Annotated in this window: 15 protein-coding genes; 3 read left to right on the forward strand and 12 right to left on the reverse strand. The window is 72.6% G+C overall.

The annotated features are described in order from the left end of the window. Window positions 1–63: 63 nt before the first annotated feature. From P3H78_RS31705 to rlmN, 5 genes are all read right to left on the reverse strand, one after another. Window positions 64–861, reverse strand: coding sequence for a maleylpyruvate isomerase family mycothiol-dependent enzyme (locus P3H78_RS31705; RefSeq protein ID WP_276112640.1), 798 nt, complete (start codon window positions 859–861; stop codon window positions 64–66). A gap of 10 nt (window positions 862–871) precedes the next feature. Then, complete coding sequence (locus P3H78_RS31710) at window positions 872–1,906, reverse strand: ABC transporter ATP-binding protein (RefSeq protein WP_276112641.1); 1,035 nt, start codon at window positions 1,904–1,906, stop codon at window positions 872–874. Continuing rightward, a complete protein-coding gene (locus tag P3H78_RS31715) occupies window positions 1,907–3,556 on the reverse strand; it encodes an ABC transporter permease (RefSeq protein WP_276112642.1) in 1,650 nt (549 codons plus the stop codon). It lies immediately after the preceding gene. Next, entirely contained in the window at window positions 3,553–4,632 is a 1,080-nt protein-coding gene (locus P3H78_RS31720) for a thiamine ABC transporter substrate-binding protein (protein ID WP_276112643.1), read from the reverse strand. Before P3H78_RS31720 ends, P3H78_RS31715 begins: the two co-directional genes overlap by 4 nt. 235 nt (window positions 4,633–4,867) lie before the next feature. Next, entirely contained in the window at window positions 4,868–5,974 is a 1,107-nt protein-coding gene (rlmN, locus tag P3H78_RS31725) for a dual-specificity RNA methyltransferase RlmN (protein ID WP_276112644.1), read from the reverse strand. A gap of 1,556 nt (window positions 5,975–7,530) precedes the next feature. Here rlmN and P3H78_RS31730 point away from each other — a divergent pair. Continuing rightward, on the forward strand, window positions 7,531–8,163 hold the full coding sequence (locus P3H78_RS31730) for a hypothetical protein (RefSeq protein ID WP_276112645.1): 633 nt from the start codon (window positions 7,531–7,533) through the stop codon (window positions 8,161–8,163). 119 nt (window positions 8,164–8,282) lie between these two features. Here P3H78_RS31730 and P3H78_RS31735 read toward each other — a convergent pair whose 3' ends face one another. Continuing rightward, window positions 8,283–8,636: an antibiotic biosynthesis monooxygenase family protein gene (locus P3H78_RS31735; RefSeq protein WP_276112646.1), complete on the reverse strand. Its 354-nt coding sequence runs from the start codon at window positions 8,634–8,636 to the stop codon at window positions 8,283–8,285. Window positions 8,637–8,891: 255 nt separating this feature from the next. Further along, on the reverse strand, window positions 8,892–9,791 hold the full coding sequence (locus P3H78_RS31740; RefSeq protein WP_276112647.1) for an aminoglycoside phosphotransferase family protein: 900 nt from the start codon (window positions 9,789–9,791) through the stop codon (window positions 8,892–8,894). Between the two features lie 261 nt (window positions 9,792–10,052). On the opposite strand from P3H78_RS31740, the gene P3H78_RS31745 reads away from it, so the two are divergent. Further along, a complete protein-coding gene (locus tag P3H78_RS31745; RefSeq protein WP_276112648.1) occupies window positions 10,053–11,342 on the forward strand; it encodes a PP2C family protein-serine/threonine phosphatase in 1,290 nt (429 codons plus the stop codon). A 153-nt stretch (window positions 11,343–11,495) separates the two neighbouring features. Here the strand turns inward: P3H78_RS31745 and P3H78_RS31750 are convergent, their stop codons facing one another. The 5 genes from P3H78_RS31750 to rpsB all read right to left on the reverse strand — a co-directional run bounded on the left by P3H78_RS31750 (window position 11,496) and on the right by rpsB (window position 16,348). Beyond that, the gene (locus P3H78_RS31750; protein WP_276112649.1) at window positions 11,496–12,683 is read right to left on the reverse strand and encodes a phosphatidate cytidylyltransferase; all 1,188 of its coding nucleotides are present in this window, start codon (window positions 12,681–12,683) and stop codon (window positions 11,496–11,498) included. Beyond that, window positions 12,683–13,240 carry a ribosome recycling factor gene (gene frr / locus P3H78_RS31755; protein WP_276112650.1) on the reverse strand — a complete coding sequence of 186 codons (558 nt, stop codon included), beginning with the start codon at window positions 13,238–13,240 and terminating at the stop codon, window positions 12,683–12,685. Before frr ends, P3H78_RS31750 begins: the two co-directional genes overlap by 1 nt. 180 nt (window positions 13,241–13,420) lie before the next feature. Further along, a complete protein-coding gene (gene pyrH / locus P3H78_RS31760) occupies window positions 13,421–14,179 on the reverse strand; it encodes a UMP kinase (RefSeq protein ID WP_276112651.1) in 759 nt (252 codons plus the stop codon). Window positions 14,180–14,379: 200 nt separating this feature from the next. Then, the gene (gene tsf / locus P3H78_RS31765) at window positions 14,380–15,216 is read right to left on the reverse strand and encodes a translation elongation factor Ts (RefSeq protein WP_276112652.1); all 837 of its coding nucleotides are present in this window, start codon (window positions 15,214–15,216) and stop codon (window positions 14,380–14,382) included. Between the two features lie 181 nt (window positions 15,217–15,397). Further along, window positions 15,398–16,348 (reverse strand): 30S ribosomal protein S2, encoded by a 951-nt coding sequence (gene rpsB, locus P3H78_RS31770; protein ID WP_276112653.1) that lies wholly within the window; start codon window positions 16,346–16,348, stop codon window positions 15,398–15,400. 513 nt (window positions 16,349–16,861) lie between these two features. On the opposite strand from rpsB, the gene P3H78_RS31775 reads away from it, so the two are divergent. Then, entirely contained in the window at window positions 16,862–17,395 is a 534-nt protein-coding gene (locus P3H78_RS31775) for a murein hydrolase activator EnvC family protein (protein ID WP_276112654.1), read from the forward strand. Window positions 17,396–17,524: the final 129 nt, after the last annotated feature.

A 17,524-nucleotide genomic window follows, 5' to 3' on the forward strand; every position in this document is an offset into this window, starting at 1 on the left:
GAGGGTGGGTGAAGCTTTTCACAAAGTCGTGGGGGGGGGGGGGGGCCCCCCACGGCCGTGCGGTCAGCCGAACGTGGCGCGCTGGAGCCAGAACTCCAGCAGCTCGCGTTCCCCGACCACCTCCAGGCCCGGGGCGTCCAGCGGCAGCCGGGTGTAGAAGGCGAGCAGCACCGAGGTCAGCGGCCCGCGCAGGGCGACCGTCGCCTTCTCGTGGCCGCGGCGCCAGTCCAGGCCCTCCTCGGCGAGCTCGAGCACCCACTCGGCGTTCAGCTCGGGACCGGTGTCGGTGGCGTGGAGGTGGATGCTGCTGCCCGGCCGGCGCAGCTCGTCGGCGTCCTTGCCGGGCCGCGCGCGCTGGACGAACTGCACGATCTGGAGCCACTCGTCCAGCGCGTCGGCGGCCACCTCGGGAGCGACCTCGTAGGGCAGCCCGGCGGCGAGGGTGGCGTCGGCGCGGTGCACGGTGATCTCGTGGGTCATGCGCCGGGCCCAGAATCCGGCGTTCTGCTGCTCGGTCCAGGACCACACCGCCGCGTCGGGCCCGGCCTCCCGCAGCGCGTCGACGACCATCCGGCCGGTCTCCTCCAGCCAGGCGTCCAGGGCCTTCGGGTCCCCCTGCTCCTCGGGTCCCGCGACGAGAGGGATCTTCTCCTCGGGGATGTCCTCCTGGGCGCGGGTGGACACCAGGGCGTGCACCCAGCGCAGCGCGCCGCCCGTGTGGCGCACGAGGTACTCGATGGACCATTCGGGGCAGGTCGGCACCGTCGCGGAGAGATCGGTGCCGGACGTCACCACCGACCTCAACCGGTCGACCTGGTGGGCTATCTCGTCGCAGTAGCGATCATGTGCAAGGAGCGTCATGATCGGGACTCTAAGGCCGGGACGGCTCGTCCAGCACCACGATTTCCGCGGCGTCGAACTCCACCCCGACCCGCCGGCCGGTCTCCGGCGCGTGCCGCAGCGCGCAGGCCGCCTCCAGGCGGGGCGCGTCCTGCGGCTGGAGGTGGACCGAGACATGGGTGCCGCGGAAGGTGCGCGCGGCGACCGTGCAGGTCAGGCCCTCCCCGGCGGGGACCAGGCGGACCCCGGCGGGCCGGACGAGCAGGGTGCGCGCGCCCTGCGGCGCGCCCTCCGGCACCGGCACCTTGCCCCACGGCGTGACGGCGGCCGCGCCCTCGACCGTCGCGTCGACGACGTTGTCGAAGCCGAGGAAGCGCGCCACGAAGGCGTCGGCGGGACGCTGCCACACCTCGAGCGGGGTGCCGGTCTGCGCGATCCGGCCGTCGCGCATCACCACGACCCGGTCGGCGAGGGCGAAGGCCTCCCCCTGGTCGTGGGTGACGGCGAGGACGGTGGTGCCCAACCGGCCGAACAGCTCGCGCAGTTCGACGACGAGCCGTTCGCGCAGCGAGCGGTCGAGCTGGCCGAGCGGCTCGTCGAGCATGAGCAGCCGCGGCCGGGGCGCGAGGGCGCGGGCCAGCGCCACCCGCTGTTGCTCCCCGCCGGACAGGGCGGCCACGGCCCGCTGCCCGGCGCCGGGCAGCCCGACCAGCTCCAGCAACTCCGTGACTCGACAGGCCCGTTCGCCCTTCGGCGCGCCGCGCATGCGCAGTCCGAAGCCGACGTTCCCGGCGACGTCCCGCTGCGGGAAGAGCTGGTGGTCCTGGAACATCAGCCCGACCTCGCGCCGGTGGGCGGGCACCGCGTGCTGGTCCCGGCCGTCCAGGAGCACGCGGCCCGCGTCCAGCGGCTGGAGTCCGGCCACCGCCCGCAGCAGGGTGGACTTGCCGCTGCCGCTGGGGCCGAGGACGCACACCGTCTCGTGCTCGGCGACGTCCAGGTCGACTCCGTCGAGGGCCGGCCGGCCGCCGAGGCGGACGGTCGCGGCAGCCAGGCTCAGCAGCATCTAGAACTCCCCGCTCCGGTCGGTGCGCAGCCGCTCCAGGACGAGCAGCGCCGCCGCGCACACCACCATCAGAATCGTCGACAGGGCCATCGCCTGCCCGTAGTTGAGGTCGCCGGGCCGCGACAGGAGCCGGGCCACGGCGACGGGCAGCGTCGGGTTGTCGGGCCGGGCGATGAACACCGTCGCCCCGAACTCGCCGAGCGAGACGGCGAAGGCGAAACCGGCGGCGACCAGCAGCGCCCGCCGCACCAGCGGCAGGTCGACCTCGCGCCACACCCGCCACGGCGACGCCCCGAGCACGGCGGCGGCCTCCCGCAGCCGGACGTCCACCGCCCGCAGCACCGGCAGCATGGTCCGCACCACGAAGGGCACGCCGACCAGGGCCTGCGCCAGCGGTACCAGGATCCACGAGGACCTGAGGTCCAGCGGCGGCCGGTCCAGGGCGATGAGGAAGCCGAAGCCCACGGTGACCGCGGACACCCCGAGCGGCAGCATGAGCAGCGCGTCGAACCCGCGCACCAGCCGGCCCGCGTCCCGCCGGGCGAGCGCGGCGGCGGCGAGCCCGCCGATCACCACCGCGAGGGCGGTGGCGGCGGCCGCGTACGACAGGGAGGCGCCGACGGCGTCGATCGGCGCCACCAGGAAGATGCCGCCGTCGGCGTCGGTCAGTGCCCGGTAGTAGCCGAGGCCGGGCGTGTCCAGCGACCGCTGGACGAGCACCGCCAGCGGCAGCAGGAGCAGCACGGCGACGGTGGCGAGGACACCGGCGAGGACCGCCCACTGGCCCGCGCCGCGCGGCCGGTGCGCGGTGCCGGAGGCGTCGACGAGCCGGAGGGCGGTCTCCCTCCGCCGCACGGTCCGGGCGTGCACGGCGAGGATCGCGCCCACCGCGAGGAACTGCACGATCGTCAGGACGGCCGCGGTGGACAGGTCGAAGAGGTCCGTGGTCTGCCGGTAGATCTCGACCTCCAGGGTGGAGAAGGCCGGCCCGCCGAGGATCTGCACCACCCCGAAGGAGGTGAAGGTGAAGAGGAAGACCATCAGCGCGGCGGCGGCGACCGCCGGCGCGAGTGCGGGCAGGGTGACCTTCCGCCAGGCCCGCAGCGGGGACGCGCCGAGCATGCGCGCCGCGTCCTCCTGGCGCGGGTCGAGTTGGGCCCACAGTCCGCCGACGGTGCGCACGACGACGGCGTAGTTGAAGAAGACGTGCGCCAGCAGGATCGCCCACACCGTGGTGTCCAGCCGGACGCCCCACAGTTCGTCGAGCAGGCCGCCCCGGCCGACGAGGGCGAGGAAGGCGGCGCCGACGACGACCGTGGGCAGCACGAACGGAACGGTGACGACGGCGCGCAGGACCTCGCGGCCGGGGAAGTCCAGGCGGGCGAAGACGTAGGCGCCGGGGAGCGCGACGAGCAGGGTGAGCGCGGTGGAGGCGGCGGCCTGCCAGAGGGTGAACCACAGCACGTGCCGGATGTCGGACTGCCCGAGCACCTCGGCGAGGCGCCCGACGTGCCAGGTGCCGCCGTCCGCGAGGCCGCGCCGGACGATCGCGGCGACCGGGTAGGCGAAGAACACGGCGAAGAACGCGACCGGCACGGCCGTCAGACCGAGCCGGACCGCGTTCTGCGCCAGGCGTCCGCGCCCGGTCACTTCAGTACGAGCGACGTCCACGTCCTGACCCACTGGTCGCGGTGGCCGGCGATGGCGCCGGGGGTCATGGTCTGCGGCTTCGCCGCGGGCGGGCCGTACCGGGTGAAGTCGGCCGGCACCCGGGCGCCCCGGACGACCGGGTACACGAACATGTTGAGCGGCATGTCCTCCTGGAACTCGCGGGAGACCAGGAAGTCGAGGAACGCCTTGGCGCCCTTGGGATTGCGCGCGTTGCTCAGCAGCCCGGCGAACTCGATCTGCCGGAAGCAGGTGCCGCTCGCCACACCGGTGGGCGCGGTCTTCGGCCGGGGCTTGGCGAAGACGACCTCGGCGGGCGGGGAGGACGCGTAGGAGACGACCAGGGGCCGGTCGCCCTTGGCCTTGCGGCCGGCCGCGGAGCCGGAGAACTCCTGGTTGTACGCCTGCTCCCAGCCGTCGACGACCTTCACGCCGTTGGCCCGGAGCTTCTTCCAGTAGGCCGTCCAGCCGTCGTCGCCGTAGTGGGCGGCGCTGCCGAGCAGGAAGCCGAGGCCGGGCGAGGAGGTGGACGCGTTCTCCGTGACCAGCAGGTTCTTGTACGCGGGCTTGGCCAGGTCGTCGAAGCTCTGCGGCGGTGCCAGCCTGTGCTTGCTGAAGTAGGCCTTGTCGTAGTTGACGCAGATGTCGCCGTAGTCGACGGGGGTGACGCGGTGCCTGTCCCCGTCGAGCTGGTAGGCGCTGCCGACGGTGTCGAGGCCCTTGGCGCGGTAGGGCTGGAACAGCCCGTTGTCCAGGGCCCGGGACAGCAGGGTGTTGTCGACGCCGAAGAGGACGTCGCCCTGCGGGTTGTCCTTGGTGAGGATGGCCTTGTTGACGGCCTGGCCGGCGTCGCCGTCGGGAAGGACCCGCACCCGGTAGCCGGACTGCTTCTCGAAGTCCTGCAGGACGTTCTTCGACACGGCCCACGAGTCGTGGCTGACGAGGGTCACGGTCCGGGAGTCGGAGCCGCCGCCCGCGGTGCCGTGGCCGGCTCCGCACGCGGACAGCGCGACGAGGCCGAGCCCGACGGCCGCGGCCGTGAAGGTCTTGGTGTGCACTGGTTTTTCCTCCTGGATGACCAGGAAGAGACGCGGCCCCGCCCGGGGCGGCAGACGGTGCCGGCCGGCCCCGGGCAGGGCGCAACAGCTCGAGTGGAGACCGATCTCCCTACCCAGAATGACCTGGGCGAGGTTCGGAGGGTCTGCGGCCCGGTGCCGCACTCTCAGCGCTGTGGCGCTCCCCTGTCGGAATATGAAGATATGGAGATGAGGACGGCACCAGGGTACCGTCCGGCTACCGCTCGGTGGCAGCCAGCTGGCCGCACGCCCCGTCGATCTCCTGGCCGCGGGTGTCCCGGACGGTCACCGGCACCCCGTGGGCGGCGATCGCCTCGACGAAGGCCTTCTCGTCCTCCGGCCGCGACGCGGTCCACTTCGACCCCGGCGTCGGGTTGAGCGGGATCAGGTTGACGTGCACCGGCCTGCCCTTGAGCATCCGGCCGAGGCGGTCGCCGCGCCAGGCCTGGTCGTTGATGTCCCGGATCAGCGCGTACTCGATGGAGAGCCGGCGCCCGGAGCGGGCCGCGTACTCGAATCCGGCGTCCAGGACCTCGCGCACCTTCCACCGGGTGTTGACCGGGACGAGGGTGTCGCGCAGCTCGTCGTCGGGTGCGTGCAGCGAGATCGCCAGCCGGCACTTGAGGCCCTCGTCGGCGAACCGGTGGATGGCCGGCACGAGTCCGACGGTGGACACGGTGATCCCGCGCTGGGACAGTCCGAGGCCGTCGGGCTCCGGGTCGGTCAGGGCGCGGACGGCACCGACGACGCGCCGGTAGTTCGCGAGCGGCTCGCCCATGCCCATGAAGACGATGTTGGACAGCCGGGCGGGACCCCCGGGGACCTCGCCGTCGCGCAGCGCGCGCATGCCGTCCACGATCTGGTGCACGATCTCGGCGGTGGACAGGTTGCGGTCCAGGCCGGCCTGGCCGGTCGCGCAGAACGGGCAGTTCATGCCGCAGCCCGCCTGGGAGCTGATGCACATGGTGACGCGGTCCGGGTAGCGCATCAGCACGGACTCGACGAGGGTGCCGTCGAACAGCCGCCACAGCGTCTTGCGCGTCGTGCCCTGGTCCGTCGACAGGTGCCGGACGACCGTCATCAGCTCCGGAAGCAGCGCCTCCTGCAGCCGGGCGCGCGACCCGGCGGGGATGTCGGTCCACTGCTCGGGGTCGTGGGCGAAGCGGGCGAAGTAGTGCTGCGAGAGCTGCTTGGCGCGGAACGGCTTCTCGCCGACCGCGGCGACCGCCTCCTTGCGCTCGGCGGGCGTGAGATCGGCAAGGTGCCGCGGCGGCTTCTTGGCTCCGCGCGGCGCGACGAAAGTGAGTTCTCCGGGCTTAGGCATGGCGGTACCAGTGTCGCAGATCCACTCGGGTGACCTGCGGCTGCCGCCCGCTACGACTGCCGTTAGTAGCCATCCCCGGTCGCCCCTGAGCGCCCTCGGACGGCCCGGAGACGGCCCGGCGGAGGGCACCCGTCGGCTGCCGGCCACTCATCGAGCCGGACCTTGGCCTGGTGGTTGCGGGCGGCGTGCCGGAGGACCTCCCCACCGGCGACGGCCCCGAGGGCCGGGAGGCCCATCCCGTGCGGCACGGCCGTGATCTCCGCCCGCTATGGCGTTCGCCACGCCGTCCCGGGCGTTCCGCGCCGCCGGCACAGGGCACACGGGGGCAGCCCGGCTACGGTCTGCCGTCCCGGGTAACGGTCTGAGCATGCTCGCTCTGGTGTACACCTCGTACGACACCGCAACCACGGTATGGGCCTTCGTGGTTTCCCTCCTCGTCGTGCTGGCGGTGGGCTGGTACATCCGGCGTCGCAGGTAGGTCCGGCACCCGCTCGAGGGGTTCGGGCACTGCTCGGCTCGGCCGTGGAACTGCGTGGTCGCCCCGGTCGAGCCGGGCCGTGCCCGTGCGCCGGCGGACGGGGTCGTTCGATGTGGCTCGTGGATGTCGGGGCGGGTGCGACGAAGACCCCGGCCAGGACACTGCGAGGCCCTGGGGCGAGTGGGTGATCGCCCTTCCAGCGAGACGTTTCCCGACGGTCGGTGCCGCGGCCGCGGTACCGAGCAGCCTGCTCCCGGGCGGCTGCGTGCGAACGAAGCGTTGCGAACTGCTGGGCTGCGAGTGGCAAGTTGCGGGAGCTGTACGGGTTACTACGGTGGGAGTAGCCGAATGTGACCAACGTTGCAGGAGGGTACGGCTATGGACGCCAGGCACTGGAAGCGCTCTGCCATCACCGGTTCAGTCCTCATCCTCGCCCTTGCCCCGCTTGGCCTGCAGCCGGTGGCCGCGGCCGCCGCCACGCCGAGCCGGACGCACACCAGCGCCGTCGAGAACCAGCGGAGCTACAGGCAAGGCTTCCGTGACGGATTCAGTGCGGGTTACCAGGACGCTCGGGACGACTGCCGGCGAAGTGGAGGCTATGGCCACAACCGTGCCAACGGCAGACTGAGCGACTACGCCCGCGGCTTCGCCGACGGGTACAGCTCCGGATTCGTTCGTGCGGAGAACCGATACTGCTAGGCGAGTTGGGGCCATGGCGGCATCACCACCAGCGGCGTGGCGACGTCGACGTCCAGGAGCGGATGCCCGGGTGAACTGCGGCCGTCGCTCTCCACGGCTCTCGTCGGTGGGCGTCACCGGTGGTCCCCGAGCGGCGTCGGACGGCGTCGCAGGGAGGTCCGACGCGGCTGTGCACGTCCGGCGCAGCCGGGAACGGTCATGGCGTGACAGCGGAGATGCCGTGAGCACAGGCAGCGTGCGGGCATATGATCGGCCGGTGGCGGGGCGGGATGGTGGCGCAGTGGATCCGGCGGCCGATCCGACGCGTGAGCCGGATCGGCCCGCTCGAAGGGCACGGCGCACCCGGCGGCGGCCGGGTTCCCGAGGAGCCCCGGGTCCCGTGAAGGCGTCGTATGCCCGGCGGCGGACACTGCGCGGGGCGTGGGCCGTGTCGTCCCTCTGGGCGGCGATCGTGTGTGCCGACGCGGGGCTGATCCGGTCCCACGTGCTCGAGGGCAGCTGGACGGGCGTCTCCGCCCTGGCCGGTGCCCTTGCCGGCCCCGCCCTGGTCGCGATCCGGTACGGATTCGCGGGTCGCCCGTCCATGGTCGTGCAGAGCGGCCGGTACTTCGTCTCCGCCAGGACCATGACCGGGGTGCGCACGCTTCGTCTGGACGGTTTGGTCAGCGTGCGCCGCTTCACCACGATCGCCCGCTCCGGTGGTTGCATCGACGAGTTGCACCTGCGGGACGAGCAGCAGGTCCGTCTCACCGTCGGCAACGAACATCCGGTCAGTACACAGGTCCGCCAGGCCGTCCGGCGCGCGGAATCACGCCCGGGTCGCACGATCGCGGTGACCCGTCACGCCCGCACCGGCCTCGGTCTGGAGCCAGGCTCCCGCCTCCCCGAGGGAGTGCACAGGTTGTGGGCGTTCTGGATCACGATGGCGGCCCTCGGCACACCCGCCCTGGTCGGCTATGTGACGGCCTGCGTCCTTGCGGGCACCAGCATCGTGGGAACACCGGGGCGCTGAGCGGGTCGCGCACCGGGCCGGACACGGGGGGCACACCGACCCGTTCGATGCACGCTCGTCGCAGGACGGTCGCTCGGGTGACCTCGGTCGGTCATCCGGCCGTCGGGCCCGGCGGGCACCTACGCTCGCACGAACCCGTGACTCCGCTCCACCTTCGCCACATGCAGCGTGTAGCTCCGGTACCAGTCGGCCTGCCCCCGCTTCTGCGCCGCACGGTGCTCGGCGTTGCTCCGCCACTCCGTGAGGGCGTGGGCGTCGCGGAAGTACCCGACGGTGACGGAGAGCCCGCCGGGAGTCTGCGCGTGGTCCATTCCCAGGAAGCCGGGGACGTCCTTCACGAGGTCTTCCATGCGTGCGGCGGTCTCGCTGTAGCCGCTCTGGTCCTCGGTTGGCACCGCCGTGAACACGGCGACGTAGTAGGGGGGTTCAAAGGCCTCGACGGGCGTGACAGGCACTGCGGAGTGATTACTCATGGCGCCACTATGGGACAGGACGCGCCCCGCGATCCAGCGTCCTTCACGAACGGGACCTGGACGAAGACCGCTTCCCCTGCTTCGGCCCGAGCGGCCGTCCGCCGCGCTCGGCCGATCCCCCGCCGGAGGCATCGTCCTGACCGCGGCCCGCTCCACGCCGTGCCCGGCTCGCGGCCGCCGGACCCGTCCCCGGGTCTGCGCGCGGAGGCGCAGCCGGGGCGGAGGCAGGAGCGGCGCCCGCCCGGCGAACCGCGGTCAGGGGCTCTCCAGGACCTGGTGGAGGACGTGGCGGGCGTTGGCGGAGATGACCGGGTTGGTGTGCCGGTAGTACGGGAGCTGGACGACCGCCATGGACAGGGCCCGGCCGCGGCCCCTCTCCCAGGCGGCGTCGTCCAGGCCCGCGGCGTCGCGGAAGATCCCGCGGGCGGCGGGCGGCAGCAGGTTCCAGGCCGGGATCAGGTCGGCGGCCGGGTCGCCGACACCCGCGGTGCCGAAGTCGAGGACCGCGGCCAGCCGGGCGTCCGCGCCCAGGAGGTTGGACGGCATGAGGTCGGCGTGGGTCCAGCAGGGCGGCCCCGACCACGCGGGGACGGTCAGCGTCCGTTCCCAGGCGGCGAGCAGGGCGTCGGCGTCGAAGGGCTCGTCCGTGCGGCGCAGCGCCTCGATCGAGGACCGGGTCTCCGCGTCCATGAGGGCCGGCGCGCCGCCCCGGTGGGCTTCGGGCGCACCGGCGGGGTCGGCCGTGCGCAGCGCGGAGACGAAGGCACCCAGGTCCCGGGCCAGGTCCTCGGCCCCCGCCGTGGCGCCCTCGGTCAGCACCTCGCCCTCGCGCCAGCGGTGCACGGCCCACCGGTGCGGGTAGCCCTCACCGGGCTCGCCCAGGGCGACCGCCTCCGGGACGGCCACCGGCAGCAGCGGGGCCAGCCGCGGCAGCCACCGGGCCTCCTGGTCCACCGACTCCGACCCGCCCTCCAGCAGCGGCAACCGCACGGTCAGGGCCGCGCCGAGGCGGTAGATCGCGTTCACCGTCCCGCCGGACGCCAGACGGCGCACCGGCAGCTCGGCCCACTGCGGGAACTGGGCCCGCAGCAGGCGCCGTACCAGATCCTCGTCGGTGTGCGCCTCGTCCGCGTGCATCCTGCGTGTGCCGCTCATCCGGTCTGCGACCGTCCTGTCCTGTCGGGGCCGGGCCTGCCGGGAGTATCGCGGGAACGGCTCCCCGGCCTCAACGCGTTTCCGCGACGGGACGGCTCCGGGGGCGGCCCGGACAGGTCACGGTTCAGCGGCTGACGGAGCCCACAATGTGACCAAGTGGGATTATTGCCCTATCACGGGACCGAACGGCCCGGGAGCCGCAGGCGCCGGGTTTGTTCCCCGACGTCGCACACGGGGTGCCGGGGGCCGGAGGTGGTCGCAGTGCGGGACGTCATCGACAGACTGTCGCGCGCCGCCGTCTGGCGACGCCCGGCGACCCTGGTGGCACTGCTGTCGCTCTTCCCCGTGATCCTGCTGATGGTGGACCTGGTGACGCCGCCGTACATCCGCTTCGGCCCCCTGATGGTGGCCGCCCCCGCCCTGGCGGCCGTCTTCTGCACTCCTGCCGGAGTCCTGGTGGTGAGCGCCGTGACACTGCCCTGCGTGATCCTGGCCTCGCTGGTCAACCAGGTACTGGACCAGGCCAACTTCCCCGTACAGCTCATCAGCATCGCCCTCATCAGCGCGGCCGCCGCGGCAGCGAGCGCGGTGCGCGGGCGCCGGGAGAGGCAGCTGGCCCGGTCCCGCTGGGTCGCCGAGGTCACCCAGCGGGTGCTGCTGCATCCGCTGCCGCCGCGCGTCGGCCCGTACGACCTGGCCTCGCTGTACCTGGCGGCGGACGAGGAGGCCGCCATCGGCGGCGATCTCTACGCGGCCGCCCGCCAGGGGACCCGCGCGCGGGTCCTGCTCGGCGACGTCCAGGGCAAGGGGCTGGCCTCGCTGGAGCTGGTGAGCTGCGTGCTCAACGGCTTCCGGCAGTCCGTCCGGCACGACAACGGGCTGGCGGAGCTGGTCCGCGAGCTGGAGGCGACGTTCCGCGAGGAGCTGCGGGAGCTGTCCGCCGCCGCGGACGCGACCTCCTGCGCCGAGGGGTTCCTCGGGGACCCCGGCCTGCCGTGCGGGAAACCGGGCCGGGCCTGCCGGGACCAGGAGCGACCGCACCCCGACGGGGTCCTCACGGAGTCCGACCGCCCGTGCGGGGAGGAGTCCTTCGTCACCGCGGTGGTCCTGGAACTGCCCGACGAGGGGCCGATGCGGGTGGCGAACCTGGGACATCCACCGCCCCTGCTCCTGCACGAGGGGAAGGTGACCGCCCTGGAGCCGGCGGTGACGGTGCCGCCCCTGGGCCTCGGGGACCTCGCCGACGGGGACGTCGTGGTGGAGGACGCGGACTTCCCGCCCGGCGCCACCCTCCTGCTCTACACCGACGGGGTGACCGAGGCCCGCGACCCGTCCGGCGACTTCTACCCGCTCGCCGCCCGGGTGCGGCCCTGGACCTCCCTGCCCCCGTCCGCCCTGCTCGCCGCCGTGCACGCCGATCTGCGGCAGTACGCGGGGGCCCGGCTCGCCGACGACGTGGCCATGGTCGCGGTCCGCCGCGCACCGGCGCCCGTACCGTCCCCCGCGCCCGTGGCGGCCGTCGAACTCACCGACGCGCACCGCCGTGTCTGAGATCCACGGGGGCCTACGGCGCCCCGGACACCGGGGCACCCCGCGCGCCTGCAGGAAGGACCCGCGGCGATCGCGCCGCGGGCCCTTCCTCCGTCCACCGCCGTGCCCGTCCCGGCGCCGCACACGGCGCCGATACGCGCCGCGGCGTCCCGGTCAGCCGCCTCCGACGAACAGCACCAGCAGCAGCCAGACCACGGGAGCCGTGGGCAGCAGGGAGTCCAGCCGGTCCATGATGCCGCCGTGGCCCGGGAGCAGCGTGCCCATGTCCTTGATGCCCAGGTCCCGCTTGATCATGGACTCGCCGAGGTCGCCCAGGGTGGCGCTGGCCGCCACCGCGAGGCCCAGCACGAGGCCCTGCCACCACTGGCCGCCGTCGATGAGGAACTGCATGCACAGCGCCCCGGCCACCATGGCGAAGCCGACCGCCCCGACCAGGCCCTCCCGGGTCTTGCCGGGGCTGATGCGCGGGGCGAGCTTGTGCTTGCCGAAACGCCAGCCTACGGCGTAGGCGCCCGTGTCGCTGACCACGGTCAGCAGCAGGAACGTCAGCACCCGGAACGGCCCGTCGTGCGCCGTGAGCATCATCGCGACGAACGTGGCCAGGAACGGCACGTAGAACGCCGCGAAGACACCGGCCGTGACGTCCTTGAGATAGCCCTCGGGCGGCTCCGTCATCCGCCACACCAGCACCGCGAGCGCGGTCAGCGCCATGGCCACCCAGGCGCCCTCGGCGTCCCGGACGTATCCGGCGACCACCATCGCGGCGCCGCCGACGGCCAGCGGCACGAGCGGCGCCTTGATGCCCTTGCGCTCCTCCAGCCGCTGCGTCAGCTCCCACAGGCCGACCACGACCGCCACCGCGACCACGCCGACGAACACGGCCTTGACGATGAACAGCGACGCGATGATCACCACGCCGAGGCCGACACCGACCCCTATCGCGGCGCCCAGGTCGCGGCCCGCGCTCTTCTTCTGCGGCACGGGCGCCGGCTGCGGGGCGTCGGGCATGGGCTCCGGATTCTGCGGCGCCGCCCCGTCGAAGGGCGGCGTCTGCGGCGTGTCGTGCGGCCGCGGCTGCGGGGCCCGGAAGGGCTGCTGCTGCGGCACGTCGTCGCGGAACAAGGGGCCGCTCAGCCGAGCGGCCCCCCGGTCGTCATCCTGGTCACCGCCGGGTCCGGGCACCTCGGGCACGATGGGCATGGGGCGAGTCTGCTGGGCGTTGTGCGCATCGTACGCGGGACCCGCCGGGACGGCCCCCCGGACCGGGCCCTGCGCGGGCTGCCGGTCCACGGGCCCCCAGTACCCGGCCTGTTGCGGCGCTCCCCAGGAAGTGTCGTTCATCAGACCTCGAGCAGCTCCGCTTCCTTGTGCTTCAGGAGCTCGTCGACCTGCGCCACGTACTTCGTGGTGAGGTCGTCCAGCTCCTTCTCCGCACGGCGGCCCTCGTCCTCGCCGACCTCGCCATCCTTGATCATCTTGTCGATGGCGTCCTTGGCCTTGCGGCGCACGGAGCGGATGGACACCTTGGCGTCCTCGGCCTTGCCCTTGGCGACCTTGATGTAGTCGCGGCGGCGCTCCTCGGTCAGCTCGGGGAACACCACCCGGATGATGTTGCCGTCGTTGCTCGGGTTGACGCCCAGGTCCGAGTCGCGGATCGCCTGCTCGATGTTGCGCAGCGCGGTCTTGTCGAACGGGGTCACCACGGCCATCCGCGGCTCCGGCACGGAGAACGAGGCCAGCTGGTTGATCGGCGTCGCGGCGCCGTAGTAGTCGGCCACGATCTTGTTGAACATCGCCGGGTGCGCACGGCCGGTGCGGATCGCGGCGAAGTCCTCCTTGGCGACCACGACGGCCTTCTCCATCTTCTCCTCGGCCTCGAGGAGGGTCTCTTCGATCACCACTTGCTCCTGCGTGTCTTGAAGTAGGCCCGGCTGCGGTCCTGGTCGGTGCCGGCGGCCGGCTGCGTCGCGTCTTCTTCCTGCACGGTTCCCGACCGGCAGGACATTGTCCATCCCCCGGCCCGGGTCCGTCCCGTCCGTCGCCCGGACAGGTGCCGTCCTCGGACCGGTGGTCCCGGGTCAGTCCCGGCTGTCGTGGTCGCCCACGAGCGTGCCGATCTTCTCACCCTTGACGGCCCGGGCGATATTGCCCTCCGTCAGAAGCTCGAAGACGACGATGGGGAGCTTGTTGTCGCGGCACAGCGTGATCGCCGTGGCGTCGGCGACCTTCAGGTCGCGGGTGATCACCTCGCCGTAGCCGAGGGAGTCGAACTTGACGGCGTCCGGGTTCGCCTTCGGGTCGGAGTCGTACACCCCGTCCACGCCGTTCTTGCCCATCAGCAGCGCCTCGGCGTCGATCTCCAGGGCACGCTGGGCGGCGGTGGTGTCGGTGGAGAAGTACGGCATGCCCATGCCGGCGCCGAAGATGACCACGCGGCCCTTCTCCAGGTGGCGCACGGCGCGCAGCGGGATGTACGGTTCGGCGACCTGGCCCATGGTGATGGCGGTCTGGACCCGGCTGTCGATGCCTTCCCTCTCCAGGAAGTCCTGCAGGGCGAGGCAGTTCATCACGGTGCCGAGCATGCCCATGTAGTCCGAACGGGCGCGGTCCATGCCGCGCTGCTGGAGCTCGGCGCCGCGGAAGAAGTTGCCGCCGCCGATGACGACCGCGATCTGCGCGCCGTCCCGGACGACGGCCGCGATCTCACGGGCGATGGCGTGCACCACGTCCGGGTCCACGCCCAGGCCCCCGCCGCCGGAGAAGGCCTCTCCGGACAGCTTCAGCAGAAACCGGCCGGGTACTTTGCCGTCGTCGCTCTTCTGGGCCTTGGTGGTCATGGAGATCCCGCCTCTGTTACGTGGTGCACATACGAAGAAGGCCATTGCCGGTGGGGTGTGTTTCGCAACCCATGCGCGGCAATGGCCTCCTCGTCAGATCTGCTGTCGTCCGCCGCTCGCGCGGGCGCTTCGGCCTGCGCGGGCGACCGGGACGGCTGCTGTCGACCCTATCCGGGTCGGGTGTCCGTCGCGGTACGGACTCAGATGCCGACCTTGATGCGCGCGAAGCGCTTCAGGGTGACACCGGCCTCGTCCAGGACCTTCTGGACGGACTTCTTGTTGTCCAGCGCGTAGGGCTGGCCGAGCAGCGTGGCGTCCTTGAAGAAGCCGTTCAGGCGACCCTCGACGATCTTGGCGATCGCGGCCTCGGGCTTGCCCTCGGCGCGGGTGGTCTCCTCCGCGATGCGGCGCTCGGACTCGACGACCTCGGCCGGGACCTCCTCCTTGGAGAGGTACTTCGGCGCGAAGGCGGCGATGTGCTGGGCGATGCCCTTGGCGACCTCGGCGTTGGGCTTGTCGAGCTCGACGAGGACACCGATCTGCGGGGGCAGGTCGGGCATCGTGCGGTGCATGTACGCGATCACGAAACCGTCGGTGAACTGCGCGAAGCGGTCCAGGACGATCTTCTCGCCGAGGTTGGCGTTGGCCTCGTCCACGAACGCCTGGACGGTCTTGCCGGCCTCGATCTCGGAGGCGAGCAGCGCCTCGAGGTCGGCCGGGGCGGACTTGGCGACGTGCTCGGCGATCGTGCGGGCGACGGCCTGGAACTTGTCACCCTTGGCGACGAAGTCCGTCTCGCACTTCAGCTCGACGAGGACGCCGGAGGAGTTGTCGTCGGCGATGATCGAGACCACGGCGCCGTTCTCGGCGGAGCGGCCCTCGCGCTTGGCGACGCCCTTCTGGCCCTTGATGCGCAGCGCCTCGACGGCCTTCTCGACGTTGCCGTCGGCCTCGTCCAGCGCCTTCTTGCAGTCCATCATGCCGGCGCCGGTGAGCTCCCGGAGCTTCTTGACGTCGGCGGCGGTGTAGTTCGCCATGAGTCTGTGAGTCTTTCTCGAAGTCTGGAGATTCGAAGATCAGGGGGGCAGCGGTCCCATGAAGCACGAGGCCGCTGACACGCCGCTGGCCTACGGGTGAACGGCGGGAGCGATGGCGACACCTCCATGCCCTCGGGGCACGGGGGGCCGGGACACCGCTCCCGCCGTCAACGCCGGCGGATCAGGCCTGCTCGCCCTCGGCGGGCTTCTCGGCCTCGGCGACCGGGGCCTCGGCGGGCTTCTCGGCCTCAGCGGCCGGGGCCTCGGCGGGCTTCTCGGCCTCGGCGGCGGGGGCCTCGGCGGGCTTCTCGGCCTCGGCGGCGGGGGCCTCGGCGGGCTTCTCGGCCTCGTCGGCCTTCTTCTCACCCTCGAGCAGGTCGCGCTCCCACTCGGCGAGCGGCTCGCCCGCGGCCTTCTCGCCCTTGTTGCCGGTGGCGGCACCGGAGCGGGCGATGAGGCCCTCGGCGACGGCGTCGGCGATCACACGGGTGAGCAGGGTGACGGAGCGGATGGCGTCGTCGTTGCCCGGGATCTTGTAGTCGACCTCGTCGGGGTCGCAGTTGGTGTCGAGGATGGCGACGACCGGGATGTTGAGCTTCCGGGCCTCGCCGACCGCGATGTGCTCCTTCTTGGTGTCCACGATCCAGACGGCGCTCGGCACCTTCTGCATCTCGCGGATACCACCGAGGGTCTTCTCCAGCTTGGCCTTCTCACGCGAGAGGACCAGGAGCTCCTTCTTCGTCAGACCGGAGGCCGCGACGTCCTCGAAGTCGATCTGCTCGAGCTCCTTCAGGCGCTGCAGGCGCTTGTAGACGGTCGAGAAGTTGGTGAGCATGCCGCCCAGCCAGCGCTGGTTGACGAAGGGCATGCCGACGCGGGTGGCCTGCTCGGCGATGGCTTCCTGCGCCTGCTTCTTCGTGCCGACGAACATGACCGTGCCGCCGTGGGCCACGGTCTCCTTGACGAACTCGTAGGCGCGGTCGATGTACGACAGCGACTGGAGCAGGTCGATGATGTAGATGCCGTTGCGCTCGGTGAAGATGAAGCGCTTCATCTTCGGGTTCCAACGACGGGTCTGGTGACCGAAGTGGACGCCGCTCTCCAGCAGCTCCCGCATCGTGACGACGGCCATAGCCGTATCTCCTTGAAATTCTCGGTTGTGCCGCGGGAACCGGACGGCTCCCGCGCCTGACGCCCGCGGTGCGCCGTGCCACGAAGGACCGAGAGGCGCTGACACCGGCCGTTGCCGGCTCGGGTGTCGGGGCGTGCGAAGTCGACCCGGTGACCCGGATCGCCACCAGAAGTGTACGGGACCCGGGGGCCCCCGGGTGACGCCACTGTCCACAACGGCGGGGTTGTCCACAGATCCCGGCCGTGACCGGCGCCCGTACGGGACCGTGAACCCATGAATCACACGCGAATGCGAGGGGTGCCCCCGTCACTCGTGCGGCAGGGACTGGCGGCGGCGTGGCTGCTGACCGCCCTGGCCTCGACGGCCTGGGCGACCGGCGGCCCGGCACCACCGGGGTCCCGGGCGGCATCGCGGGCCTCGGCACCGTCGAGGCCCCCGGCGACGTCGGGGCCGTCGGCGAGATCGGGGCCACCCGGCGCGTCGGACCGGTCCGGCCCGCCGGGCCCGTCGGGCCTGTCGGGTCGGCCGGGCGGCTCCGGCCTTCCCGGGGCGCCCGGCGGCACGCCGGCCGGGGTGCCGGCGGTGGGCCGGGTGTGGCCCGTGGGGGTGCGCCCGGCGGTCCTGCGCGGCTGGGAACCACCCGCCACGCCCTACGGCCCCGGACACCGCGGAGTGGACCTGGCGGCCCCGGCCGGAGCCCCCGTCCGCGCGGTGGCCGCGGGCCGGGTGGTGTTCGCGGGCCAGGTCGCCGGCCGCGGAGTGGTCTCCGTGGCACTCACCCTCCCGGGCGGCCCGCCCCTGCGCACGACCTACGAACCCGTCCACCCCTCGGTGACCGCGGGCGACCAGGTCGCCGCCGGGGCTGTGGTCGGCACGGTGGAGGGCACCGGCTCCCACTGCCCGGCCGCCTGCGTGCACTGGGGCCTGCTCAGCGGCGACACCTACCTGAACCCGCTGTCCCTCCTGCCCCCGTGGCTCCTCACCCCGGGACCGCCCAGACTCCTGCCGGTGCTGGGGGAACCCCCGCCGTCCCGGCCGGGGGCGTGACGACAGGACGGATGGGGTGGCGGCAGGACGGATGGGGTGATGGCGGAGGGGGAGGCAGGGGTGGAAGCGGGGTGACGGTGCCGGCGTGGAATGCCGGGGGCGGGGCGCGGGTGGACGGGTGGGTGGGGT

This window comes from Streptomyces tropicalis, from assembly GCF_029269835.1.
Taxonomy (GTDB): domain Bacteria; phylum Actinomycetota; class Actinomycetes; order Streptomycetales; family Streptomycetaceae; genus Streptomyces; species Streptomyces tropicalis.